General features: G+C 27.6%; 28 protein-coding genes. 18 read left to right on the top strand and 10 right to left on the bottom strand.

Features of this window, described 5'->3' with window-relative positions:
• Nucleotides 1-551: 551 nt before the first annotated feature.
• The 7 genes from gyrA to dnaA all read right to left on the bottom strand — a co-directional run bounded on the left by gyrA (nt 552) and on the right by dnaA (nt 9,440).
• Nucleotides 552-3,020, bottom strand: a complete 2,469-nt coding sequence (gyrA, locus tag ABF633_RS14730; protein WP_415524648.1) for a DNA gyrase subunit A — start codon at nt 3,018-3,020, stop codon at nt 552-554.
• A gap of 67 nt (nt 3,021-3,087) precedes the next feature.
• Complete coding sequence (gene gyrB, locus ABF633_RS14725) at nt 3,088-4,998, bottom strand: DNA topoisomerase (ATP-hydrolyzing) subunit B (RefSeq protein WP_415524647.1); 1,911 nt, start codon at nt 4,996-4,998, stop codon at nt 3,088-3,090.
• Between the two features lie 24 nt (nt 4,999-5,022).
• Entirely contained in the window at nt 5,023-5,286 is a 264-nt protein-coding gene (gene remB, locus ABF633_RS14720) for an extracellular matrix regulator RemB (protein ID WP_415524646.1), read from the bottom strand.
• Nucleotides 5,287-5,297: 11 nt separating this feature from the next.
• A complete protein-coding gene (gene recF / locus ABF633_RS14715; RefSeq protein WP_415524645.1) occupies nt 5,298-6,398 on the bottom strand; it encodes a DNA replication/repair protein RecF in 1,101 nt (366 codons plus the stop codon).
• Between the two features lie 69 nt (nt 6,399-6,467).
• Nucleotides 6,468-6,674 carry an RNA-binding S4 domain-containing protein gene (locus ABF633_RS14710; RefSeq protein WP_415524644.1) on the bottom strand — a complete coding sequence of 69 codons (207 nt, stop codon included), beginning with the start codon at nt 6,672-6,674 and terminating at the stop codon, nt 6,468-6,470.
• Between the two features lie 63 nt (nt 6,675-6,737).
• Nucleotides 6,738-7,838: a DNA polymerase III subunit beta gene (gene dnaN / locus ABF633_RS14705; protein WP_415524643.1), complete on the bottom strand. Its 1,101-nt coding sequence runs from the start codon at nt 7,836-7,838 to the stop codon at nt 6,738-6,740.
• 255 nt (nt 7,839-8,093) lie between these two features.
• A complete protein-coding gene (gene dnaA / locus ABF633_RS14700; protein WP_415524642.1) occupies nt 8,094-9,440 on the bottom strand; it encodes a chromosomal replication initiator protein DnaA in 1,347 nt (448 codons plus the stop codon).
• Nucleotides 9,441-10,194: 754 nt separating this feature from the next.
• Here dnaA and rpmH point away from each other — a divergent pair.
• The 13 genes from rpmH (at nt 10,195) to ABF633_RS14635 (ending at nt 20,860) form a co-directional block, all read left to right on the top strand.
• On the top strand, nt 10,195-10,329 hold the full coding sequence (gene rpmH / locus ABF633_RS14695; RefSeq protein WP_178906164.1) for a 50S ribosomal protein L34: 135 nt from the start codon (nt 10,195-10,197) through the stop codon (nt 10,327-10,329).
• 74 nt (nt 10,330-10,403) lie between these two features.
• Complete coding sequence (gene rnpA / locus ABF633_RS14690) at nt 10,404-10,739, top strand: ribonuclease P protein component (protein ID WP_015617850.1); 336 nt, start codon at nt 10,404-10,406, stop codon at nt 10,737-10,739.
• Between the two features lie 2 nt (nt 10,740-10,741).
• Complete coding sequence (gene yidD, locus ABF633_RS14685; RefSeq protein WP_415524641.1) at nt 10,742-10,951, top strand: membrane protein insertion efficiency factor YidD; 210 nt, start codon at nt 10,742-10,744, stop codon at nt 10,949-10,951.
• 20 nt (nt 10,952-10,971) lie between these two features.
• A complete protein-coding gene (gene yidC / locus ABF633_RS14680; protein WP_415524640.1) occupies nt 10,972-11,766 on the top strand; it encodes a membrane protein insertase YidC in 795 nt (264 codons plus the stop codon).
• A gap of 30 nt (nt 11,767-11,796) precedes the next feature.
• The gene (gene jag, locus ABF633_RS14675; RefSeq protein ID WP_415524639.1) at nt 11,797-12,423 is read left to right on the top strand and encodes an RNA-binding cell elongation regulator Jag/EloR; all 627 of its coding nucleotides are present in this window, start codon (nt 11,797-11,799) and stop codon (nt 12,421-12,423) included.
• A 75-nt stretch (nt 12,424-12,498) separates the two neighbouring features.
• A complete protein-coding gene (gene mnmE, locus ABF633_RS14670; RefSeq protein WP_415524638.1) occupies nt 12,499-13,878 on the top strand; it encodes a tRNA uridine-5-carboxymethylaminomethyl(34) synthesis GTPase MnmE in 1,380 nt (459 codons plus the stop codon).
• 9 nt (nt 13,879-13,887) lie between these two features.
• Entirely contained in the window at nt 13,888-15,774 is a 1,887-nt protein-coding gene (gene mnmG, locus ABF633_RS14665) for a tRNA uridine-5-carboxymethylaminomethyl(34) synthesis enzyme MnmG (RefSeq protein ID WP_415524637.1), read from the top strand.
• A 26-nt stretch (nt 15,775-15,800) separates the two neighbouring features.
• Complete coding sequence (rsmG, locus tag ABF633_RS14660) at nt 15,801-16,520, top strand: 16S rRNA (guanine(527)-N(7))-methyltransferase RsmG (RefSeq protein WP_415524636.1); 720 nt, start codon at nt 15,801-15,803, stop codon at nt 16,518-16,520.
• 88 nt (nt 16,521-16,608) lie between these two features.
• On the top strand, nt 16,609-17,388 hold the full coding sequence (noc, locus tag ABF633_RS14655) for a nucleoid occlusion protein (protein WP_415524635.1): 780 nt from the start codon (nt 16,609-16,611) through the stop codon (nt 17,386-17,388).
• A gap of 953 nt (nt 17,389-18,341) precedes the next feature.
• Nucleotides 18,342-19,109, top strand: a complete 768-nt coding sequence (locus tag ABF633_RS14650; RefSeq protein ID WP_415524634.1) for a ParA family protein — start codon at nt 18,342-18,344, stop codon at nt 19,107-19,109.
• 5 nt (nt 19,110-19,114) lie between these two features.
• Nucleotides 19,115-19,981: a ParB/RepB/Spo0J family partition protein gene (locus ABF633_RS14645; protein WP_415524633.1), complete on the top strand. Its 867-nt coding sequence runs from the start codon at nt 19,115-19,117 to the stop codon at nt 19,979-19,981.
• A gap of 60 nt (nt 19,982-20,041) precedes the next feature.
• The gene (locus tag ABF633_RS14640) at nt 20,042-20,542 is read left to right on the top strand and encodes a DUF4446 family protein (RefSeq protein WP_415524632.1); all 501 of its coding nucleotides are present in this window, start codon (nt 20,042-20,044) and stop codon (nt 20,540-20,542) included.
• Between the two features lie 63 nt (nt 20,543-20,605).
• Nucleotides 20,606-20,860, top strand: a complete 255-nt coding sequence (locus ABF633_RS14635) for a YkuS family protein (RefSeq protein WP_415524631.1) — start codon at nt 20,606-20,608, stop codon at nt 20,858-20,860.
• A gap of 652 nt (nt 20,861-21,512) precedes the next feature.
• Here ABF633_RS14635 and yyaC read toward each other — a convergent pair.
• The 3 genes from yyaC to ABF633_RS14620 all read right to left on the bottom strand — a co-directional run bounded on the left by yyaC (nt 21,513) and on the right by ABF633_RS14620 (nt 24,067).
• On the bottom strand, nt 21,513-22,097 hold the full coding sequence (gene yyaC / locus ABF633_RS14630) for a spore protease YyaC (RefSeq protein ID WP_415524630.1): 585 nt from the start codon (nt 22,095-22,097) through the stop codon (nt 21,513-21,515).
• A gap of 48 nt (nt 22,098-22,145) precedes the next feature.
• A complete protein-coding gene (ytvI, locus tag ABF633_RS14625; RefSeq protein WP_415524629.1) occupies nt 22,146-23,198 on the bottom strand; it encodes a sporulation integral membrane protein YtvI in 1,053 nt (350 codons plus the stop codon).
• Between the two features lie 182 nt (nt 23,199-23,380).
• Nucleotides 23,381-24,067 carry a LysE family translocator gene (locus ABF633_RS14620; protein ID WP_415524628.1) on the bottom strand — a complete coding sequence of 229 codons (687 nt, stop codon included), beginning with the start codon at nt 24,065-24,067 and terminating at the stop codon, nt 23,381-23,383.
• A 378-nt stretch (nt 24,068-24,445) separates the two neighbouring features.
• Between ABF633_RS14620 and ABF633_RS14615 the strand changes: the two genes are divergently transcribed.
• From ABF633_RS14615 to rpsR, 5 genes are all read left to right on the top strand, one after another.
• Nucleotides 24,446-25,336 carry a mechanosensitive ion channel family protein gene (locus tag ABF633_RS14615; RefSeq protein ID WP_415524627.1) on the top strand — a complete coding sequence of 297 codons (891 nt, stop codon included), beginning with the start codon at nt 24,446-24,448 and terminating at the stop codon, nt 25,334-25,336.
• The gene (locus tag ABF633_RS14610; protein WP_415524626.1) at nt 25,329-25,532 is read left to right on the top strand and encodes a DUF951 domain-containing protein; all 204 of its coding nucleotides are present in this window, start codon (nt 25,329-25,331) and stop codon (nt 25,530-25,532) included. The genes ABF633_RS14615 and ABF633_RS14610 overlap by 8 nt, the downstream gene beginning before the upstream one ends.
• 99 nt (nt 25,533-25,631) lie before the next feature.
• Nucleotides 25,632-25,919, top strand: coding sequence for a 30S ribosomal protein S6 (rpsF, locus tag ABF633_RS14605; protein WP_415524625.1), 288 nt, complete (start codon nt 25,632-25,634; stop codon nt 25,917-25,919).
• Nucleotides 25,920-25,939: 20 nt separating this feature from the next.
• Complete coding sequence (locus ABF633_RS14600) at nt 25,940-26,374, top strand: single-stranded DNA-binding protein (protein WP_415524624.1); 435 nt, start codon at nt 25,940-25,942, stop codon at nt 26,372-26,374.
• Nucleotides 26,375-26,399: 25 nt separating this feature from the next.
• Nucleotides 26,400-26,684 (top strand): 30S ribosomal protein S18, encoded by a 285-nt coding sequence (rpsR, locus tag ABF633_RS14595; RefSeq protein WP_415524623.1) that lies wholly within the window; start codon nt 26,400-26,402, stop codon nt 26,682-26,684.
• Nucleotides 26,685-26,768: the final 84 nt, after the last annotated feature.

Here is a 26,768-nt window from a genome sequence, read left to right as displayed (position 1 = left end):
GATGTTAGCTCATCGCTTTTCTTCATCTTACTGAAGAATCTGTTACTCTTGATTTTAATTTCTTAAAATCTAAAGAATTGCTGGTTTGTTCTATTCTTATACTCTGTTTAATTTTCAAAGATCAATTTCTGTCATCAATCGACGACTTTTATAGTTTATCATCATCAATACAATTTGTCAATAATTTTTTATTGAAATTGTTATTGATTAGAAATGTTGTTTTTCAACAACTTTTATTATTCTATCACCATACTTTTATACTGTCAATATTTTTTTATTGTAAATATAAAAATTTAAGTTCGTTAATAAAAATTATCTCAAACGACGAAGATTATTCTATCAAATTTAATAACTTATGTATTTAATTTTTATGCTATTTATTAGAAATAATTTCATATTTCTCTTAATTTCGCTGTTTTACTCATTATATTTAGTATTGATACACCTGGATAATTGTATATTGTAAAATAATAAATAAGCTCTTAATTAGTTATTATTTTTAATTAACTAATTAAGAGCCATTTTATATTTTACTTATTTAATTGAAAAATTTATTCATCAGAAGAATCTAAATTTGTTTCTTCAGCTTCATATTTTTCATCACCGTCTGTATCTATCTTAGCTATTGCTACTACCTTTTCTTCATCAGTACTTCTCATTAAGGTTACACCCATGGCATTTCTACTAGTTGTAGATATATCTGATACATTTATTCTAATTACTATATCATTACTATTAATAATCATCATTTCATCTGCATCTTTAACCATTCTGGCACCTACAAGTTCTCCAGTTTTTTCAGTTACCTTGTAGGTTATTACACCTTTTCCACCTCTTTTTTGAACAGAATATTCACTTATATGGGTTCTCTTACCAAATCCATTAGAACTTACTACAAGGACATCCTGTTCAATGTCTACAACTTCCATTCCAACGACAATATCATCTTCTCTAAGACTTATTCCTCTTACTCCAGATGTATTTCTTCCAAGAGGTCTAGCATCCTTTTCATTAAATCTTATTGCATAGCCATTTTTAGTAGCCATTAATATTTCACTGTTACCATTTGTAAGCCTTACACCAATAAGCTCATCATCTTCTCGTAAATTTATAGCATTAAGACCACTCTTTCTTATTGCTGCATATTGATCAAGAGAGGTTTTCTTTATAACTCCCTTCTTAGTAGCCATAATTAAATAGCTTTCTTCTTTAAATTCTTTTAAAGTTATAACAGCTTGAATTTTTTCCCCTTGATTTAGTTGAAGAAGATTTATTAAATTTGTTCCCTTAGCAGTTCTTCCTGCTTCATGTATCTCATAGGCCTTAAGTTTATATACTTTTCCCTGATTACTAAAGAATAGAATATTATTATGTGTAGATGTTATAAATATATGTTCTACAAAATCGTCTTCCTTAGTTGCCATTGCCTGTATACCTCTTCCACCTCTTCTTTGAGCTGTATATGTATCTGCTGGTAACCTTTTTATGTATCCTGCATGAGTAAGTGTTATTACAACATCCTCTTCTTCAATAAGATCTTCTATATCTATTTCATTTTCAACACTTTCTATAAGAGTTTTTCTCTCATCGCCAAACTTAGCTTTTATTTCTGTAAGTTCATCTTTTATTATATTTAAAATCATATTTCTATCTGCTAATACACTTTCTAAATACTCAATAGTTCTCATAAGTTCTGCTAATTCTTCTTCTATCTTTTCTCTTTCAAGACCAGTAAGTCTTCTAAGCTTCATTTCTACAATTGCTTCAGACTGCTTTTCAGAAAGATTAAATGCTTCCATAAGTCTTTCTTCTGCTTCACTAACTGTTTTTGATGATCTTATAATATTTATAACCTCATCAATATGATCCAGTGCAATTTTAAGACCTTCTAATATGTGAGCTCTAGCCCTAGCTTTATCTAATTCAAATTGAGTTCTTCTTCTTATAACCTCTTCTTGGAAAGCTATATAATGCTGTAGTATCTGTTTTAAATTAAGATATTGAGGCTTTCCATCAACCAATGCAAGCATTATAATTCCAAAGCTATCCTGTAGCTTTGTATGTTTATAAAGCTGATTTAATAGAACCTGAGGATTTGCATCTCTTTTAAGTTCTATAACTATCCTCATTCCCTCTCTGTCAGATTCATCTCTAAGATCTGATATTCCAGTCAGCCTCTTATCTTTAACCAAATCTGCCATATTTTCAATAAGTTTAGCCTTATTAACCTGATAAGGTAATTCTGTTACTATAATTCTATGTTTACCGTTAACTTCTTCAATTTCACATTTTGATCTTACAATAACCTTACCTCTACCTGTTTCATAGGCACTTCTTATTCCAGATTTACCAATTATGGTACCTGATGTAGGGAAATCAGGTCCTTTAATTTTTGTCATAAGATCAAGTATAGTTGCTTCACTATTATCAATAAGCATAAATATTCCATCAATAACTTCATTTAAGTTATGAGGAGGTATGTTTGTTGCCATACCTACCGCAATACCTGCAGATCCATTAACCAATAAATTAGGAAATCTTGATGGTATTACGGATGGTTCTTCTTCCTCGCCATCAAAATTAGGAACAAAATCCACTGTATTTTTTCCTATATCTCTAATCATTTCAAGTGCTATTTTGCTCATCTTTGCTTCTGTATATCTCATGGCTGCAGCTGAATCACCATCTACTGATCCAAAATTTCCATGACCATTTACGAGAGGATATCTTAAATTAAAATCTTGAGCCATCCTAACTAATGCATCATATACAGATGTATCACCATGTGGATGGTATTTACCAAGAACATCTCCGACTATTCTAGCACATTTTCTATATCCCTTATCTGGAGTTAGCCCTAATTCATGCATAGAGTAAATAATTCTTCTATGAACTGGCTTAAGGCCATCCCTTACATCAGGCAACGCACGATCAATAATAACGCTCATTGCATAATCTATGTAACATTTTTTCATTTCATTACTTATATCTACTTGTAAAACCTTACCTTCATTATTCATGTAACACACCTCTTTTATCGTGCTATATCTTATAACTAACTGCTGTTATATTCATATTATAAATAATCTAAATATCTAAATTTATAACATTCTTTGCATTTTGCTGTATAAATTCTCTACGTGGTTCTACTTTATCTCCCATGAGAATCGTGAATATTTCATCAGCAACCATAGCATCTTCCACTGTTGCCCTTAAAAGTATTCTTCTTTCAGGATCCATTGTAGTCTCCCAAAGTTGCTCTGCGTTCATTTCTCCTAAACCTTTATACCTTTGAATACTTGTATTATTATCTTTACCACCAAGTTCATCTAAAGACTTTTCTAACTCCTCATCAGTATAACAATATATTTCCTTTTTTCCCTTAGAAACTTTATATAATGGTGGCTGAGCAATATATACATGTCCCTGCTCCACAAGTTCTCTCATATATCTATAGAAAAATGTCAATAACAATGTCCTTATATGTGCACCATCTACATCGGCATCAGTCATAATAATAATTCTATGATATCTTATTTTTTCTATATCAAAATCCTTGCTTATACCCGCACCAAAAGCAGTTATCATAGCTCTTATCATTTCAGAATTTAATATCTTATCTATTCTCTGCTTTTCTACATTCATAATCTTTCCTCTTAAAGGAAGTATGGCTTGAAATTTTCTATCTCTACCTTGTTTAGCTGATCCACCAGCTGAATCACCCTCAACTATATAAATTTCACATTCTGCTGGATCTTTTGAAGAACAATCTGCCAGCTTACCTGGAAGGGCAGTAGTTTCAAGTACAGATTTTCTTCTTGTAAGTTCTCTTGCCTTTTTTGCTGCATCTCTGGCCCTTGCTGCAAGTAAAGCTTTATCAATTATTATTTTACCTATTTGAGGATTTTCCTCTAAAAAGGCACTTACATTTTCACCCAAAATACTGTCAACAATTCCTCTTACTTCACTGTTTCCAAGTTTTGTCTTTGTCTGACCTTCAAACTGTGGATTTGAAAGCTTAACTGATATAACTGCTGTTAATCCCTCTCTAATGTCTTCTCCAGAAAAATTCTTATCACTTTCCTTTATAAAATTAAATTTTCTTGCATAGTCATTTAAAACTCTTGTAAGAGCAGTTTTAAAACCAGAAAGATGAGTTCCACCTTCAACTGTATCTATGTTATTTGCAAAAGAAAATAAATTTTCTGCATAACCATCATTGTATTGAAGTGCCATTTCAACCATATAGTCATCTTTGCTACCTTCAATATAAATAGGTTCTGGAAAAATAGATTCCTTATTTCTGTTTAAGTAACTAACAAAAGATTTTATTCCACCTTCATAATGAAATGTTTCTTTTTTATCATGTCTTTCATCTGTAAAATTAATCTTTATACCCTTATTTAAAAATGCTAATTCTCTTAGCCTTTGAGCTAAAGTATCATAGCTAAATTCTATTTCCTCAAATATTTCACTGTCTGGCTTAAAATTAATTTGAGTACCATGTTCTTCCGTATCACCTATTTGTTCAAATGGACTAGCTACATTTCCTCTATGATAAAGCTGCCTCCAAATATGACCATCTCTTTTAACTATAACTTCGCAGGTTTCAGATAAAGCATTAACAACTGATGCTCCAACACCATGGAGACCTCCTGATACTTTATACCCACCACCGCCAAATTTTCCTCCAGCATGAAGTACTGTCATTATAACTTCCACTGTTGGCTTATTCATTTTATGGTGTATTCCTACAGGCATACCCCTTCCATCATCAACTACGGATACTGAGTTATCCTTATGAATTATAATATCTATGTTTTTACAAAAACCACCTAAAGCTTCATCTATGCTGTTATCAACTATTTCATAAACAAGATGATGAAGACCCCTTAGAGAAGTACTACCTATATACATTCCAGGCCTCTTTCTTACCGCTTCTAATCCTTCAAGAACCTGAATTTGACTTTCATCATAAATTTCATTATTTTGTGACATTGAAATCCTCCTATCAAAAAACTCCTATGGCTCTAAATAAAACATTTCACTTCTCTTGCTAAGTGTAGCAGAAGATATTGGAGATAAATATATCTTACTTTTTTGATTTACCTCAGCAATTATAAATGATTTTGGCTTCTCATTAGTTATTCTTTCAACAAATCCATCTTCTTCTGCCATTCTTAAAAATTGACTAGTATCTGAACTATACATAGTAGTTTCTATATCAAAAATTCCTATAATATCTTTTATTGGAACTACTACACTTTCACCTAAATGCAAAAACATAAAAAACCTCCTTATAAACTATCAACCTCTGATATTTTTCCATCTTTAACATTAAAAACCTTAAATTTTCCATTTATATAGCTGCTTATATTATTAATTCCTGTACACGTAATGATAGTTTGTATGCCATTTATAGAATTTAAAATATATTTTTGCCTAGAAGTATCAAGTTCTGATAAAACATCATCTAATAAAAGCACAGGATCTTCTTTTGTATATTCTTTTAAAATATTTAAAGTTGAAAATTTAATAGTTAATATAGCTGTTCTTTGCTGTCCCTGTGAACCATAACTTCTTGTGTCTATATTATTTATTAATATACTAAAATCATCCTTGTGGGGTCCTATGGATGTATTTCCTCTGTATATATCCCTATTTCTATTTTTTTCATAACATTTAAATAAATCATTTTCTATATTATCTGTATTTTTAACACACATAATATATTTAAACTCTATATTTTCTTTTTTACTAGTTATATCATTATGTATCATATTTCCAAAATAATTTAATTTGTCTATATACTCTAGTCTGTATCTTATTAATCTGCTTCCATATTTACTAAGTTGTTTATCATATATCTCTAAAATATCAAAAGTATCCTTGCTATTATTTCTAAGTAATGCGTTTCTTTCATTTAAAACTTTAGTGTACTGAACCAATTCAAAATAATATCTTGAATTTAGTTTAGAAAGTTCTATATCCAAAAACTTTCTTCTATAAATTGGAGAATCTTTTACTATTTTCAAATCTTCTGGTGAAAAAATTACAGCATTAAAAACTCCCAAAAGCTCAGATATTTTTCTTAACTTTATAGAATTAACATTAATGCCTTTTTTACCTTCTTTAAAAATTTTTATTTCTATTCTTTTATCTAATCTTTCTTTACATACATATAAATTTATATATGCACTTTCCTTACTCCATTGAATGAGCTCCTTATCCTTATTTGTTCTATAGGATTTACCTACACTACAGTAATAAATACTCTCAAGTATATTGGTTTTTCCTTGGGCATTATCTCCAGTAAATATATTTATATTTCTGTCTAATTGAATATTGAGCTTTTCATAATTTCTAAAATTATTAAGTATTAAAGACCCTATATGCATAACTACACACCTTATATTATAACACAAGTATATAAACTTATGGCAAATCTAATTACGTAATCAATACAATTATATTATTTTATATTGATTACCATTAAATTCTATCAAATCTCCTTTTGATAGCTTTTTACTTCTTTGAATTTCAACAATTCCATTAACCTTAACTTCTCCATTCTTTATAAAAAATTTAGCTTCTGAACCTTGGCTGATAATGCCTGCCCATTTTAGAAATGAATCCAACTTTATTATTTCAGTATTAATTTTAACTTCTTCCATAATTTTGTTTTGTAACCTAAGTTACACTCCTCTCTTTTTAATTATAACCAACTTTATAATAAATTAACTATTTAATAATCTCACAGGTAAAATAAGATAAGTATAGTCATTATTTTCTTTGCTTTTAACTAGACATGGAGTTATATTACTAGAAAATTCCATACATATTTCTTCTTCCTCAATTATTTTTAATAAATCTATTAGATATTTTGAATTAAATGCAATTTTTAAATGCTCTCCTTGCAAAATTATATTCAATTCTTCTCGTACGTTTCCCAATTGAGAATTAGAAGTTATTACCATATAATCATCTTCAATATCAAATTTAATAAGACTTGTATTACCATCCTTTCCAACTAAGGATGCCCTTTCTATACAATTTAAAAGCTCTTCCCTTTTTACATTTACTCTTAAATTATATTCTTCAGGAATTATTGAAGTATACTTTATGAATTCACCTTCCAAAAGTCTAGATATTATCTTAGTTTTTTCAAGATTTATAAGAATATGATTTGAAGTAAATGTTATATTTACAATTCCCTCATCTTGTAAGATTTTAACTACTTCGTTTAAAGTTTTTCCAGGAATAACAGCACTTATAGAATTATCATTTTCTATAACTTCACTTCTAAATGCAAGTCTATATCCATCTAAAGCTACTAAATTAATTTTTTTGTCTTTTACTTCAAATAAAACTCCTGTAAGTATTGGCCTTGACTCATCTTGTGCAATTGCAAATATAGTAGATTTTATCATATTTTTTAGTGTTTTTTGTTCTATAGAAAAAATCATATCATCATTAATAGATGGAAGACTTGGAAAATCATCTGCATTCATATGAACTAAAGTAAATTCAGACTTTTCACAAATTAACTTAATTGAGCTATTATCTACTGAATTTATTTCTATATATGCATTGGGAAGTTTTCTTATTATATCTCCAAATAATTTAGCATCAACTACAATTTTTCCAGTTTCTATGATTTCAGCTTCTAGTTTGGTTTCTATACTTAAGTCAATATCAGAACCTATTATTGTAATCTGATCTTTCTCTGCAATTATAAGTAATCCTTGCAATATAGGCATTGATGATTTTCCTGTAACTGATTTTTGTGCTATAGATATAGCCTCTTGAAGTTTATTTTTTTCACATTTAAATTTCATAATTATATGTCCTCCTTATACACAGAAAAAATGGTTTATATAGTAGATTAGATAATATAATAATATTATAGTAATAGTAGTAGGGGCTGTTGATATGTTAGTAACTTATAAAAGCCTGTATATTAGCTAATTAAGCTAAAAAATAATTGTGGATAAGTAAATAGTAAAAATTTAGCTTTATCCACATTATTCAGACTAAATATAAATAGTTTTTTTATCCACATGTTTATTTTATATTATTATAAACATGTGTTATTATTTTTGATTTATCTTTTTAGTTATATCGCTTATTGCATTCTTTAGTGATTCATCTTTTTTTAATCCACCAGATATTTTTTCGTAAGCATGAATAACAGTTGTATGATCTCTTCCTCCAAATTCTTCGCCTATCTTTGGCAAAGACATATCTGTAAGCTTTCTACATAAATACATAGCTATTTGTCTAGGATAGGCTATATTTCTAGTTCTTCTTGCAGATTTAAAATCTTCTATTCTAAGACTATAGTAATTTGCAACTATGTCCTGGATTAATCCTATAGTAACTTGGCGTGATTGTTTATTTGAGATTATATCTTTTAATGCTTCTGAGGCTAAATCTACGCTTACTTCTTTGTTTGTTAGTGAAGAAAAAGCTACTATTCTTATTAATGCACCTTCTAGTTCCCTTATATTTGATTTAATTTTTGTAGCTATATACACCATTACTTCATTTGGTATATTTAAGTTTTCTACATCAGCTTTCTTTTTTAAAATAGCTATCCTCGTTTCAAAATCAGGTGGTTGAATATCAGCTATGAGTCCCCATTCAAAGCGTGAACGCAATCTGTCTTCCAGTGTTGGTATTTCTTTTGGAGGACGATCACTAGAAAGTATAATTTGCTTATTATTTTCATGAAGAGTATTAAATGTGTGAAAGAACTCCTCTTGTGTTCTTTCTTTACCACCGATAAATTGGACATCATCTATTAAAAGGACATCAACATTTCTGTATTTAGTCCTAAATTCTTCATTTTTATCATCCTTTATGGAATTAATCAGTTCATTAGTAAATTTTTCAGAAGAAACATACACTACCTTGGCCTTTGGATTATTTTGTAATATATAATGTCCTATAGCATGCATAAGATGAGTTTTTCCAAGTCCAACTCCACCATATATAAATAATGGATTGTATGCTTTAGCTGGAGCTTCTGCAACAGCCAAGCAAGCGGCATGAGCAAATCGATTACTATTACCTATAACAAATGAATCAAACTTGTATTTTGGATTTAACATTGTATACATTTCGTCATTAGAAGACAAATTATCCTTAGACCTATCTTCATATGATTCATCAACTTCAGCAGTTTCTTCAGACAATATGTTAAAAATAAGAGAGTACTTTTTAGTAGTAATGACTTTTAAAGAGTTGGAAATTAAATCTTTGTATCTACTTTCTAAAATTTCTTTAGTAAATTGATTAGGGACCCCAAATTTTATAAAATCATTATTCATAGATAAAGGAGATATACTTTTAATCCAAGTATTAAAACTCACTTCTGTTAATTCACTTTTTATTATATTTAAAGTTTTTTCCCATATATCTTTTAGTTGGGTGCCCATATGTTATCCTCCAGTAAATTTTTATCTTGAAATAAGTTAGTAACAAAAGTAATAACAAAATATATCTGCTATTTAAGGTTGTTGACAAATTTATATTAAATTATTCACATGTGTATAATTTTGTTATATAATTTACAAAATAAAAATTATGCACACATAATAAGAAAAATATATTAACAGTACAATATATCTTATAAATATTGAATTTTAGACAAAAATAAAAGATAATAAATAAAATTATTAACTAAATAAATAAGTTATCAACATTTTTGTCCACAACCTGTGAATAACTTTATATTTTTAAAATAATTCACAGGTCATGTTTAATAATATCAAAACATCAGTAGCTATTCAAGAAGTTATCCACAAAAAAGTGTTTCACATTAAAAAAATATCAACAAATATCTTTTATGAACGTAATGATTATCTTCCGAAAAATATAATTAATAAAATATATATACTATATATAGTGGAGATTCTATATTGAAACAACTATAAATTGTATAGTGGCATTTAATTTAGGGATTTTGTGATTTAATCATAATATTATAAAAAATTTTCAATTTAGTATTAATTAAAAAAATATAAAATTATAATTTATACTAATTAAAAAACTAAACTGGTTTTTAGTAGTATTCATTAATATTGACATTACTAATAGGGAAATATATAATATAAAAGTAAAACTGTAAATTAGTTAGTGAGTAATTGCTATATAAAATTTGAGATGCACAAAAAAGGGGGTGCAATAATTATGTTTATGACTTACCAACCAAAAAAGAAGCAAAGAAAGAAAGAGCATGGCTTTAGAAAAAGAATGAGTACTTTATCTGGAAGAAATGTTTTAAAGAGAAGAAGACAAAAAGGTAGAAAAAGATTGACAGCATAAGGGCCGCTTTTGTGGCCTTTTTCTGTAACTGCAAGAAAAAAAGTAGTAGTTTTTTAAGGAGCATTAGATTTTATATGAAAGAAGACAAGATAAGAAAAAATTCTGAGTTCAGAACTGTCTATAGAAAAGGTAAATCTCTTTCTAATCATCTTTTAGTATTGTATACATTTAGAAATTTTAAAAATAAAGATATTAATAGAATTGGTGTCTCAGTAAGTAAAAAAGTTGGAAAGAGTGTTATAAGGAGTAGAGTAAAAAGATTAATAAGTGAAAGCTATAGATTGAACAAAGAATCCTTAAAAAAAGGTTATGATTTCGTATTTATTGCTCGTATTAACTGTAAGGATAAAAATTATAAAGAAATAGAAGCTTCTTTAAAAAATCTGTTTAAAAAGGCAGGTTTATATTAAATATGAAGAAAATAATATTATCAATGATAAAATTTTATAGAAAATATATATCACCTTTAAAAAGACCTTGTTGTAGATTTTACCCAACTTGCTCTCAGTATGCAATAGATGCAATATCAAAATATGGTGTCTTAAAAGGAGTATATATATCAATTAAAAGAATTTTAAGGTGTAATCCTTTTAATGAAGGTGGATATGATCCTGTTAAATAAGAATATAGGAGGCTTGTACTTTGTTTAAAATCAAGTTCTTAAATGATTTATTTGTTAGTTTTTTTCAGACAATAAATAATTCAATATTGAATATTATTCCAGATAAAAATATATCTTTTGGTTTATCTATAATAGTTCTTACAATTATAATAAGAATTATATTGTTACCTTTAAATGTTAAACAAATTAAATCTTCATTGATGATGAGTAAAGTTGGTCCAGAAGTAAAAAAACTTCAGACTAAATATAAAAATGATCCGCAAAAATTACAGCAAGAAACGATGAAGTTATATAAGGAAAAAGGTGTTAATCCTTTAGGTGGCTGCTTACCATTATTAATACAATATCCTATACTTATAGCATTATACTATGTATTTTCTACTTTAGAGATAAAGGGCATTGGATTTTTATGGATTCATGATTTATCTAAATCTGCTACTATGGCTGATTGGACTAGTTGGATACTTCCAGTTGTATCTGGTGCTACTACATATTTTTCAGGTATGCTAATGTCCTCAACGGCTGTAGACAAGGCTCAGGCAAAACAAACATCAACTATGAATATAGTTATGTCTATAGTTCTCTTCTATATGAGTTTAAGATTTAATGCAGCATTAGTATTGTATTGGGTAACTGGTAATATAGTACAAATACTTCAAACTAGCTTAGTTATGAAGATGGTTGCAAATAAAATTAGTAGTGAAGAAAATGAAAATAAAATTGCGGCAGAAAGTAGTGTTACTATAGATAATAAAGATATTTTAAAAAACAAGAGAAATAAAAAGAGAAATTCAGATAAAATAAATAATAATTAAGTTTAATTTACTGAGGGGGGATCCTGTGGTATGAATTTTATTGAAATGACTGGTAGAACCATAGCAGAGGCAAAACAAAATGCTATCAGTGAATTGGGAGTTACAGAAGATAAAGTAGATGTTGTAGTTATTGATGAAGGAAGCAAGGGGCTTCTAAGTATTATAGGTAAACGACCTGCAAAGGTAAAGGTAATAGTTAGAAGGGATTATTGCGAAGAAGCTGAGTTTTTTTTAAAAAATATTTTTGATGCCATGGGAATTAATGCAGAAGTTAAAATTAAAGAGATTAAAGACAAAATAAAAATTGAAATTATAGGTTCTAATATGGGAATATTAATAGGATATAGGGGTGAAACTTTAGATTCACTTCAATATCTTGTGAGCTTAGTTGTAAATAAGAACCATGATGGAGAATATAAGAGAGTAATAATCGATACTGAGAATTATAGAACCAAAAGAGAGGAAACATTAAAACGGCTTGCAATAAGGATGTCAAATAAAGTACAAAAAAGTAGAAAAACTGTAAAATTTGAACCGATGAATCCTTATGAGAGAAGAATAATTCATTCCGCATTACAGAATAATAAGAATATTAAAACTTATAGTGAGGGTGACGAACCCAATAGATATGTTGTAATTGATTTAAAGAAAGCCTGATGGCTTTCTTTTTAATTATAAACTTGTATAATTAGAGAGGAGGAATTGGTAAGTTTATTTTCTTACCAACATTGTATGAAAGAATTTGATACTATAGCAGCAATAGCTACAGCTTTAGGAGAAGGTGGAATTTCTATAATTAGAGTTTCTGGAAACAACTCAGTAAACATAGTAAATAGTATTTTTATATCAAAAAATGGAAGTAATATTTTAGATATTAAACCTTATACTATGAGATACGGTAATATAGTTCAGTTAGAAACTAAAGAAAATATAGATGAAGTTATTGTAAGTTTTATGAAAGGTCCTAAAAGTTTTACGGCTGAAGATACTATAGAAATAAATTGCCATGGAGGTATCTTTTCAACTAAGAGAGTCTTAGATGAAGTTTTAAAGGCTGGTGCAAGAATTGCTGAGCCAGGTGAATTTACGAAAAGGGCTTTTCTAAATGGGAGAATAGATCTTAGTCAGGCAGAGGCAGTTATGGATATAATAACTTCAAAAACTGACATAAGTATGAAATCAGCGGTTATGCAGTCGGAAGGTAAGCTTTCAAGAGAAATTAATAGTTTAAGGGAAAATTTGTTAGAATTAATAGCCCATATTGAGGCAACAGTAGATTATCCAGAAGATGATCTTGAAGAGTTAACCTCTGAAAATACAATTGTTAAGCTAAATAATATATTAGTTGAAATTGAAAGGTTAATTAATTCGGCCGATGAAGGAAAAATATTAAGAGATGGTTTAAATACTGCTATAGTCGGTAAACCAAATGTAGGTAAATCTTCATTGCTAAATGCTCTGTTAGAAGAAAAAAGGGCTATTGTTACGGAGATTGAAGGAACTACTAGGGATGTAATAGAAGAGTATATAAATGTTTCAGGCATTCCTATAAAACTTATTGATACTGCTGGAATACGTGAAACTAATGATATTGTAGAGAAGATAGGAGTAGAAAATTCTATAAAAAAAATAGATGAAGCCGACCTAATAATATTTATGTTAGATGCAAGCAGAAGTTTAGAAGATAAAGATTTAGATATAATAAAACACATTGACGGTAAAAAATACATTATTCTTTTAAATAAGACAGATTTACCCAAAAAAATAAAAAATGAAGATTTTAAAGATTTATCTTCTAAATATATAATAGATATATCTACAAAAACAGGTTTTGGTATAGATAAATTAAAAGATGTAATCAAAGAATTGTTTTTTAATGGAAAAATAAAATATCATGATCTAATTATTACAAATACCAGACACAAAGCAGCTTTAATTAGAGCAAAGTCTAATTGTGAAGATGCAGTAAATGCTTTGAAAAATACATCAGCTATTGATTTAGCATCTATAGATATAAGAAATGCTTGGTATAATTTAGGTCAGATTACTGGAGATACTCTAGAAGAGGATTTATTAGAAAAAATATTTAAAAATTTTTGTTTAGGAAAGTAGGTGATTTGATTGATAAAATATATTGCAGGTGATTATGATGTAATAGTAATTGGGGCGGGTCATGCAGGCTGTGAAGCTGCTTTAGCGGCCGCAAGAATGGGTGTTAAAACTCTTATATGTACCATGAATTTAGATAGCATAGCTATGATGCCATGTAATCCTAATGTAGGTGGAACAGCTAAAGGTCATTTAGTAAGAGAGATAGATGCATTAGGTGGAGAAATGGGAGTTAACATTGATCATACTTTTATTCAATCTAAAATGTTAAATTTATCAAAAGGTCCAGCAGTTCATTCACTTAGAGCTCAGGCTGATAAGAGAAGATATTCTGAGAGAATGAAAGAAGTATTGGAAAGACAGGATAATTTATATATAAAGCAGATAGAAGTTGTAAGTATTGATATTAAAGATAGTAAGGTAAAAGGGATTCTTACTAAGAATGGTGCCTATTTTTCAACAAAAGCTGTAGTTTTAGCTACAGGTACCTATTTAAGATCCAGAATAATAACGGGAGAGATCAATTATAGTGGTGGGCCAAGTGGATTATTTCCTGCTAATGAATTATCACAAAGCCTTATAGATTCTGGAATAACATTAAGACGCTTTAAAACTGGTACTCCAGCACGTATTAATAAGAGATCAATAGACGTATCAAAAATGATAGAGCAGCCTGGGGATAGTAAAATAGTTCCTTTTTCATTTATAAGTGACAATCTTGATAGAAAACAAATATTATGTTATTTAACCTATACTAATGAAGAAACTCACCAAGTTATTAGAGAAAACATAGATAGATCTCCTTTATATAATGGTAGTATTAAAAGTGTAGGACCTAGATATTGTCCATCTATAGAGGATAAAGTAATGAGATTTCCTGATAAAAATCAACATCAAGTATTTATTGAACCTGAAGGTGAGAATACTAACGAAATGTATGTTGGAGGAATGTCAAGTTCACTACCAGAGGAAGTACAAATAAAAATGATTAGAACTGTAAAAGGACTTGAAAATGCTGAAATACTCAGAACGGCATATGCAATAGAATACGATTGTATAGATCCTACTCAATTGAAATTATCATTAGAATTTAAAAATATTAATGGATTGTTTGGATCAGGACAATTAAATGGAAGTTCGGGTTATGAAGAAGCAGCTTGTCAAGGTATTATTGCCGGAATAAATGCTTCATTAAAGGTTAAAAACAAAGAGCCTTTAATTTTAAGTAGATCAGATGCTTATATTGGGGTATTGATAGATGATCTTGTTACTAAAGGTACAAATGAACCTTATAGAATGATGACATCAAGATCTGAATATAGACTTTTATTAAGGCAGGATAACGCTGATATAAGATTAACAGAAATTGGAAAACAAATTGGATTAGTTTCAGATTATAGATATGAAAAATTTATAAATAAAAGAGATTCTATACATAAAGAAATTGATAGATTAAAAAAACTACAGATTACAAATAAAAAAGAAAATAACGATTTTCTTGAAGGTATAGGATCTGCTACTTTAAAAAAACCTATAAGTTTATATGAACTTATAAAAAGACCTGAACTTAATTATAATATGGTTAAATTTTTAGATTCAGATAGACTAAATTTATCCGAAGATATAACAGAAGAGGTTGAAATAGCAACTAAATATGAAGGTTATATAGATAAGCAATTAGAACAAGTGGAACAATTTAAAAAATTAGAAAATAGGCTTATACCTGAAGATCTAGATTATCATAAAGTAAAAGGGATAAGAATAGAAGCAATTCAAAAATTAGATAAAATGAAACCAGTAAGTATTGGGCAAGCTTCTAGAATTTCAGGGGTATCACCAGCAGATATATCAGTTTTAATGATATATCTTGAACAATACTTTAGACAAAAATTAGTATAAAATAATTTTACTAAGATGGAGGTAAAATGGAATATTTTAATTTAATGGATAGTGCTTGCAAAAATGAAGGATTATTTTTTAATGAAAAGCAGTATGATAAGTTTATAAAGTATAAAGAATTGATTCAGGAATGGAATGAAAAAATAAATCTTACTGCAATTACTGATGATGAAGGTATAATAAAAAAGCATTTTATTGATTCAATAAAGATATTTAAGTTTGATTTTTTAAAAAATGCAAAAAATATTATTGATGTAGGTACTGGGGCAGGCTTTCCAGGTATACCTATAAAGATTATTAATGAAAGTATAGATGTAGTTTTGTTAGATTCTCTAAATAAAAGAGTTAATTTTTTGAATGAAGTTATAAACACATTAGAACTTAAAAATATAAGAACTATACATGGGAGAGCAGAAGACTTTTCTAAAAAAATTGAATACAGACAAAAATTTGATATTGCAACGTCAAGAGCTGTAGCCAATATGACAGTTTTAAGTGAGTTTTGCATACCTTATGTAAATATAGGTGGATATTTTATAGCATTAAAAGGACCTTCTATTGAAGAAGAAATACTAGAGGCTAAAAATGCTATTGGAACTTTAGGTGGAAAGTTAGAGGATATAATAAAAGTAGAAATTGAAGAAAGCGATTTAAAACACAATCTTGTCATAGTTAAAAAGATAAAAGAAACACCAAAACAATTTCCAAGAAAGCCAGGAATGGTTACTAAGAAACCATTAAAATAATTGTCGAATATATTATTATAAAAAAAGAAGGATTTTGCTAAGATATGAAGAAAATAACCATAAGGAAATATATAAGGGATGGTTTGCTATGATTAATAATATAGTTAATATAAATGTTGAATTGATATTTGCTAATACTTATCAGCCGAGAAAATATTTTGATGAAAATTCACTTAATGAGTTAGCACAATCAATAAAAAGCTATGGTATAATACAACCTTTATCAGTAAGAAAAATAGAAGAAAATAAATATGAATTGGTAGCAGGAGAGCGTAGATTTAGAGCGGCTAAAATAGCTGGACTTAAAGTAGTACCAGCTATGATAATTGATATTTCTGATAGGGAGTCAGCTGCTATAGCCCTGTTAGAAAATCTTCAAAGGGAAGATTTGAATTTTATGGAAGAGGCAGAGGCATACTATAATTTAATTAAGAATCATGATTATACTCAAGAACAACTTGCCATTAGTATTGGAAAAAAACAATCCACAATATCAAATAAGCTTAGACTTCTTAAACTTAATAAATCTATAAGAGATATTATTCTACAAAATTCGTTAACAGAAAGGCATGCTAGGTCATTATTAAAATTACCTGATGAAGAGTTTCAGAAGAAAATATTAAAGATTGTCATAGACAAGCAACTTAATGTAAAGAAAACTGAAGAGCTTATAGAAAAGGAATTAATTAAATTGGAAACAGCCGAATTAGCTTCTGATGGGAAAAAAAGAATAAAGGGAATATTTAGTCCAAGAGTGTATATTAATACTATAAAACAAGTTTTTGATAAATATGGTATAAGTGCTAATTACAGATCCAAAGAATTAGATGAATTTATAGAAGTTACAATTAAAATACAAAAGAAGTAATGTTTCACGTGAAACATTACTTCTTTTGTATTTTATTTAGATAACATAAATGTTATAGTATAAATGATATAACATAGTACAATATAACATTTATAAACAGAGTTATTGCATCAGGTGGAGTTTTTGTTTATGAACTTTGATGTTTACTAGCAGATGTCTTGGTATTGGTATTTATGATACTTAGAACTCTTTGTACTTTAGGATAAATCGTTATCCAGGGATATATCCACTCTTTACTTCCACTTTACGAAGAAAAGCAGAGAAGAAAAATCTTTGATTTTATCCGATGACTACCATCCGTAATACTCCCATCTTCTATCAAAGTGGGAGATAACGGATGCTACGTCCCTGGATAACGATTTCTAAGTTTCAGATGGAGAAAAAAACTCCACCTGAAACAAAGAACTCTGTTTATGTGAATCGCTTTCTTAGAGTTCAAATAGAAAACTAAAATTTTTGATTTTGTGCGAATAACTTTCACAGAGTGCAGTGGGAGTATTAGAATGAGTAGTCATTAGATAAAAAATCAATTAACATTTTGCAAGTAAGTTATAAAAGATTACATAGTGGAATGTTAATTTTTATTTTTCATATATTTTATACAAGAGTGTAATATCTGCAATTCGTAATTTAAACATATACAAAAAAGATTTTAACAAAGCAACAGGATTTTAGAGTATATGCATATTAAATATTGGCAAATGCAGGTGTAATATTAATACATGATATTATATAATGAAACATTAATTTCATTTTTTAATAATACAAGATTTATTGATCATATATCTTTGAAAATTTTGGCATTTAAATATAAAGTTTAATTTTTTTATAAATGTTTTATGAAATGTATTTAATAAGTTGAACTATGAGATTATAATAATAAGTAGCATGCAATTTAAAATTGTTATAGATTATGATAAAAATTTAAGTGATTGTGGAAAGAGGTGAATTTAGTGAAAGTAATAAGTATATTTAATCAAAAAGGTGGAGTAGGAAAAACTACTACTAATATTAATCTTTGTTCATACTTAGCTATGAAAGGTTATAAAATTTTAACAATAGATATAGATCCTCAGGGTAATACTACTAGTGGGCTTGGAATTGACAAAATTAATATTAAAAGATCTGTATATGATGTAATGACAGAAGATATTTCATTAAATGATGTTATATTAAAATCAGAACTTATTGAAAATTTATATATTGCCCCATCTACACTAGAACTTGCAGGTGCAGAAATTGAAATCATAGAAATGGAAAATAGAGAATCTATTTTAAAAAATAAAATTAATGAATTAAAGTCTGAATATGATTATATATTTATTGATTGCCCGCCATCATTAGGCTTATTAACTATTAATTCTTTATGTGCATCAAATAGCGTATTAATTCCTATACAAGCTGAATTTTATGCATTAGAAGGAGTGGGACAGCTTGTAAATACTATTCAATTAGTAAAGAAATCATTAAATAAGAATTTGCAAGTAGAAGGAGTTATACTTACTATGTTTGATAATAGAACTAAATTATCTAATGAAGTATTCAAAGAGGTAAATAAATATTTTATAAATAAAGTTTATAAAATCACTATTCCTAGAAATATTCGACTTGCTGAAGCGCCTAGTTTTGGACTTCCTATTTTCTTATATGACGATAAATGTAAAGGTGCGGAATATTATAATAACTTAGCAGAAGAATTTCTTACTAGACAAGAAGGGTGATAAATATGAATAAAAAAGGTGGCTTAGGTAAAGGATTAGGCGCATTAATAAATCAAAATGTATTGGAAAATACAGAAGATGATAATAAAGTTGTAAATCTAATTTCTATAAATTTAATAAAACCAAATAATAATCAACCTAGAAAAAATTTTGATGATGAAAAAATTATAATGTTAGCTCAATCTATTAAACAACATGGAATTATTCAGCCTCTTATATTAAAAAAAATAAATGATTTTTATATTATTGTTGCAGGAGAGCGCCGTTGGAGAGCCGCAAAAAGTGTAGGATTGAAAGAACTGCCAGCAGTAATTATGGAATTATCCAATAAAGATTTGTTAGAAGTATCTTTAATAGAAAATATACAGAGAGAAGATTTAAATCCAATAGAAGAAGGTCTAGCCTATAAAAAATTACTTGAAGAGTTCAATATAACACAAGAAGAATTAGGTAAAAGAGTTGGTAAATCAAGAACAGTTATTACAAACTGCGTTAGATTATTGAATTTGGATAAAAGAGTTCAGGAATATTTAATAGATGGTGTTATATCAGAGGGACATGCACGAATTATACTTAGTATTGAAAATAATGATTTACAATATGAAATATCCCAAAAAATAATTGATGAAGGCTTAAGCGTTAGAGAAACGGAAAGGCTTATTAAAGGTTTGCAATTAAGTAAGAAAAATAAATTACTTAAAAAAAATGATGAGGAAGATGTTAATCTTTATATCAATGAAATAAGAAATAAATTAGAGGGTATTTTTGGAACAAAGGTAAATTTAAAAAATAAAAACAACAAGGGAAAGATAGAAATTGAATACTATTCAAATGATGATCTTCAACGAATATTAGATATATTAAAAATTTAAAAAATGTTTCACGTGAAACATTTTTAGAATTTAAAAGGAAAGGACGGAGCAAATAAACAAATGCAGACTATAATTGGAATATATAATAATTTAAGTATATACATAGTAAGTATTTTAATAATAATAATAATAATTTTATTATTATTAACTTTTGTCAATATAAAAGCTATTAATAGATTAGAAAGTAAATATAGGAAATTAACAAGAGGAGTAGAAAACAGTAATCTACAAGAATTAATAGAATCATATATGGATAAAATAGATAAAATAAGTAATGAATCAAAAGAAGTTAAGAATTTATATGAGAATATCAATGAAAAAATAAATAAATGTTTGCAAAATATATCAATTATAAGGTATAAAGCTTTTGAGGATGTTGGTAGTGATTTAAGTTTTTCTGTTGCTTTGCTTGACAATAATAATGATGGAGTAATTATAACCAGTATATATGGAAGAAATGAAAGCACTACTTATGCAAAACCTATTGATAAGGGAATATCTAGATATGATTTGTCAGATGAAGAAAAACATGTATTAAAAGATGCAGTAAGTAAAAAATAAAATTTAAATATTATTAATAAAAGGCCTCTTAATGGGAAATAATATCCATGGGAGGTTTTTTATATGAAAATTTGTGTTTCGGATGAATTAACATATGTAAAAAGTGAATTGAAGAAGAGAGGATATGAAATATTAGAATGGAACCACAAAGAAAATTGTGATGCGCTAATATGTAATTTGAAAAGTGGAGGTTTAACTAATTTTATACATGAAAGTAATGTTAAAAAAGAAGGAATGTTGATAATTGATATAGGAAGTAAATCTATAGATGAAATAGAATATATACTCAATAATAGAATATACTCATCTATAATATAATTAAGAAAATTATAACGATACCATTAAACATCAAACTACTTTTAGTATAAACAGAGTTCTTGGCATCAGGTGGAGTTTTTATTCCATCTGATGCTTAGAAATTGTTATCCAGGGACGTAGCCACTCTTTACTCCCACTTTGAAGAAGATGGGAGTATTAGAGTGGGTAGTCATCGGATAAAATAGCTACTTTATTTTAAATTTTTATTTGTACTATATTGAATTAAATATATAATTAAATCACAAAAAGCTATAAATTAATTTTCACTATACTATTTATAGCTTTTTTAATGTTAAATCTTCAATATATATCTTACTAAATATGCTTTTGACGGGATAATCAAGTATATATTTTAAATTTAAATTATATACTTGATAACTCTTCTATAAGATTCCATATATATGTTGCAATAAATTGTCTTTACTAACAAAATAATTATTTTATTTAAATACCATAAATTCTGTATTAGTAATGCATAATTTTAATTACAACATATATATTTTCCTTATTTATAAATTAAGAAAAGATATGTATGAGCAGTAAATTATTATTCATCATAAAACATATATATTAGTTAACTATTTTTTATTTAAATGGTATTGATTAAAGATAAAATTCTAATTACGACTTATATAAATTAAATAATAATATTTTATACAAGGCTTTTATTGCTGAAGACAATATTTTTTTTACCACCTATAGTCTTGATAATAGAATGATATATTCCTCTTGATATAATATCTGCTAAATGCATTACTACATATAATCTAGTATTTTGAAGCACCATAAATTCTAATGCACCTGCAATGTTAACTATACCAGTTATACTTAAATCACCTATCGGAGGAAGTTTTTTATTCATAGCAGCTCCAGGAATTACTGGTTTATTTTCTATTATGATTTTACCGACATTTTGTATACTACCAAGACAAGCATCCACTGCTATTATATATGGATTTTCATATGTAGATTTTATTTTATCTACAGTATCACATAAATTTTTAGCATGTATTGGACACTCCAAGTTTCCATATATAAATATATGATCTCGTATAAGAAAATTAAGTTTATCACCAACTAAAGGACCTAAGGAATCCCCTGTAGATCTATCAGTTCCAATACACAATAATATTATTGGTCTTTCTTTAATAACAGATAAGATTTCTTTAGACAATATATCTCTAACCTTAAATACGGAGCTACTTTCCATTGAGTCAATTATAACTTTATTTATCATAAAAAAACCTCCTTTTTTTAAATTTTAACCAAAAGGAGGTTTTTTATACTATAAAGCATCAACACTTTTTAAGATATTATAAAAAAGAATTAAAAACATGAGAAAAAATATTCCTGATACTCCATTCACCTCTAAACCTATAAATAATGCAGCTAATGCAGCAACTGGGTGAATACCAAGTGTAGATGATACTATTTTCGGTTCAATAATTTGTCTTATTACAGCAACTAAAGTATATGCTATAATAAGGCCAAAAGCTGTAAAGTAATTTCCACTGAAAAGATAAATTATAGCAAGAGGAAGATAAATAATACCTATTCCTATTATAGGAAGTATATCACAAATTGCAGTTATTATACTCAATAAAATTGCATAATTTACCCCTAATACTAAGTAGGCTATTATAGTCTCAATAAAAGTTATTCCTATTATTATTACATAAGATAATAAATAATTACCAAGCATTTTTTTAATTGATTCAATTATATACAGTATTCTTTCAGTTTTGTTTTGAGGTATAATTTCAATAAATTTATTTTTAGTAGAAGAAAAATCTTTGGTAAAAAAATATGTAGATATTAAAGTGAAAATTATTACCATAGCTATATATGGAATATAAGAAATAGAAACTAAAACAATTGACATAATTTTACCAGAAATATTTAATGTAGTTGATAGTGTTTTGGTTGAAAAATTAGAAATATTTGTATCAATAGTGCTTATTATAGCTGGATCTAAATTTTTGTAATACTTCTGTAAATTATTTATTGAATATGTAATTCTAGATGTATTTTGAGATAGATACATTTGTATATTCTTTGTAAGAAGTATAATTTCATTAGTTATTGTATTAATTCCCCACATTAAAAAAAGTATAATAATGGCTGAAAAAACTGATGTAGTTATAAGAGCAGCTATAGAGCTTTTTAGATTAAATCTTTTTATAAGAAAATTTGTTGGTCTTTGAAGAATAAATGCAAAAATTAAGGCTAAAACAAACGGTATTGTATATTTCAATGTATTAAAAAAAGTAATAAATAGAATTGAATAAATTATTACAAAAATTATAATTCTATCAAGTTTATCTAATATTTTTTCCAAATTAAAACATCCCTTCATCCTAATAGTAAATACTTATAATTTGTATTAAAGCTATCTCACAAAAATTATTTTTAATAAATTATATATTGTGAAGAATTCACATTAAAAACACTGTAAAAGTTATAATGAAAATTAATTTATAGTGTTTTATGGTTTAATCATATTATAAACTATTGATATAATTAATTAAAATGTTTCATCATTAAAATATTAGAATTAAAAAAATCATAAAAACCATATCCTATAAATAATAAGCCAGCACATACTGTACCCCACATTAAAAGAGAAACTGTTTTGTGAGAGTTACTTTTACCTAATAAATTAAACCCTCTCAGGGCAAGAAAATTTAAAAGGGCAAACCACAAAATCATTCCAATTATTATTGAAACAATAAAAATGTAATAGCAAGTTTTATTTACATGATACCAAGATCTTATTACAGTACCACTTAAAGTTAACCATATAGATGGTGTCATTGGATTTGATACTGTTATAAAAAAGCCAGTTGCAAAAGGTAAGGAAGAAAGATTTAGATTTTTCATAAATTTGGATAAAAAAGTTTCATTACCATTTTTATGTTTAATTGAATTATAGCCTATAAAAGTTAATATTAAACCTGATATAATCCAAAATAAGGATTCAGTTTCCTTATTACTGCTTAATATATTTGCAAGACCACAATTTATTAACAATAGATATAGAACATCTGCACTTATTGCACCTAATGATACGGTAAACCCTTTTTTAAAACCATTGGATACAGTTCTTCGTATTGACTCTATACCAGCAGGTCCAATTGGAATTGAGATGATAAAACCTGTACCAGCGCCAAAAAATATTGCCTTAAATATTAATAAAAAAATATTCATAATATACCTCATTAAAAATTAATTACTTAATACAATTATGTTTTTAATAAAAAAAAATAATTGTATACATATTATAACATATTAACCGATGTGGAGGTGATATGATACTAATGTAGTAATATTATTACATCCGTAAATTGGAAAAAACTATAAATTAATTTTAATTATACTATCTATATAGTTTAAATGTAAAATCCTTAGTATATACTATATATCTTTTATCAAATACATTCTTGCTAGATATAATTATATTGTATTTTTATATTAAAGATTAAATACACATAATGAAGATTAGATAAATACCTAATTTTACTTGCTTTTGAATTAAAAGATTTTGTGGTATATTATAATAAAAAATAAGAAGGCAGCTGAAATATTATGGAAAAATTACAAATCATCGGGCTTGTTAAAATAGATTTAAGTAATGGTGGTATAAAGATAGGAAATATAAATTTAAATTTATATAATGGTATGCTTATAGTATTAAAAATATTCATTATTATAGTTGTTATGTATATAGTTGTGAGAATAGGAAGATCCATAATTGATAAAGCAGTAAAAAAACATATTGAATCTAGATTTTCTACAGATGATAAAAAATCTAAAACTATAGGTGCATTGCTAAAAAGTTTGTTAAAATATGGAGTGTACTTCGTAGGAATTATGGCAATATTAAATGCTACGGATTTATTCGGAAATATAAGTATAACTTTTGCCAGTATCGGTGGCGTTGCTATTGGTCTTGGTTCTCAAAGCATAATTAAAGATGTTATTAATGGATTTTTTATTATTTTTGAGAATCAATTTTCTGTAGGAGATTACATAGATTTAGATAATAAAGGTGGCACAGTAGAGAGCATAGAACTTAGAGTTACAAAGATAAGAGATTTTAATGGTGATCTGCATATAATACCTAACGGTCTTATTACAAAGGTAACTAATCATTCAAGAGGGTCGATAACAATTTCAGTAGATATATGTATAGATTACAGTGAGAGAACAGATAAGGTTATAGATGTAATGAATATAGCTTGTGATAAATTTAGCCAGACATCTGGAGATGTGGTAGAGAATCCCAAAGTACTTGGTATAACTTCTTTTTCACCAAGTGGTATGAATATCAGAGTAGCAGGTAAGGTTAAGCCGTCAACCCAAGTACTGAATGGAAATAGGCTTAGAAAATTTATAAAAGATGAATTAGATGATTCTAACATAGTTATTACTAGTAACATAAAACAAATTATTATTAAGGGGGAAAAAAATGAATAAAAATTTTGAATTAGGAGATATTGTAAAAATGAAAAAACAGCATCCTTGTGGTACAAATGCTTGGGAAATAATAAGAACCGGTGCAGATATAAAAATTAAGTGTACAGGATGTGGAAGGATAGTTATGCTTCCAAGAAGTAAGTTTGAAAAGGATATGAAGTCAGTTATTGAAAATAATAATACTGTTAATGAATAAATTACTTGTAAATCGCTATCAGTTGTGGTATTATATATTGATGTAATCCCTGCTATGCAAAATGCATAGCCGTTAGTCCGGGGGGAGGAGGTGAATCTAATGAGAAAGTATGAAACTTTATTTATATTGAATCCATCATTAGAAGATGACACTGTTAAAGCTAATGTTGAAAAGTTTAAAGGTGTTATTGAAAATGGCGGTGGAACAGTAGATAATATTGATTCTTGGGGCAAGAGAAAACTTGCTTATGAAATAGACAAAGTTAATGAAGGATATTATACATTAATAAATTTCAGCGCTGATTCCGAATTACCAAAAGAATTAGATCGTATTTTCAGAATTACTGATGGTGTTATAAGACATCTAATAGTAAGAGATGAAAAATAATTTAAAATGGCGGTGTAAAGATGAATAGAGTTGTTTTAATAGGCAGACTTACTAAGGACCCAGAGCTTAAATTTACTCCGGGAAGTGGTAATGCCGTTGCCACCTTTACTATAGCGGTTGATAGAAGAATGCCTAATAGAGATGGCGTAAGAGAAGCAGATTTTGTTCCTATAGTAGTATGGGGAAAACAAGCTGAATCTACAGCTAACTATATGAGTAAGGGTAAGCTTATAGGTATCAGTGGAAGAATACAAACTAGATCTTATGAAGCTAAGGATGGCAGCAGAAGATATGTTACCGAGGTAGTAGCTGATGAAATACAATTCCTTGAATGGGGAGGCAATAAATCCTCAGCGCCAAAGGATGAATTTAGATCTAATTCTATGGGAGATATGAACGAATCAGATATTGGGGCAGATATAACTCCAATTGATGATGGTGACATACCTTTCTAAATTTTAAGGTAAGGAGGAGAATAAAATGAGTAGAGAAAACGGAAATAGTAGAGACGGAAGAGATGGAAGAGATTCAAGAAAAGGCGGTCCAAGAGGCAGAAGAATGAAGAGAAAAGTTTGTTCATTCTGCATGGATAAAGCTGATCATATAGATTATAAAGATATTAATAAATTAAGAAAATATATCACAGAAAGAGGTAAAATTCTTCCTAGAAGAATTTCTGGAAACTGTGCTAAACATCAGAGAATGTTAACTGAAGCAATTAAGAGATCAAGAAATATAGCTTTATTACCATTTACAACTGAATAAAAAATTAAGCTCCTGATTTTTCAGGAGCTTAATTTTTTATTCTAAATTTTTTCAATATCATTGAATAGTATTGGCATAGCCATA

The sequence above is a fragment of the Clostridium sp. genome, assembly GCF_047718555.1.
Lineage (GTDB): Bacteria > Bacillota > Clostridia > Clostridiales > Clostridiaceae > Clostridium_I.
This window is presented reverse-complemented; position numbering and strand designations above follow the sequence as displayed.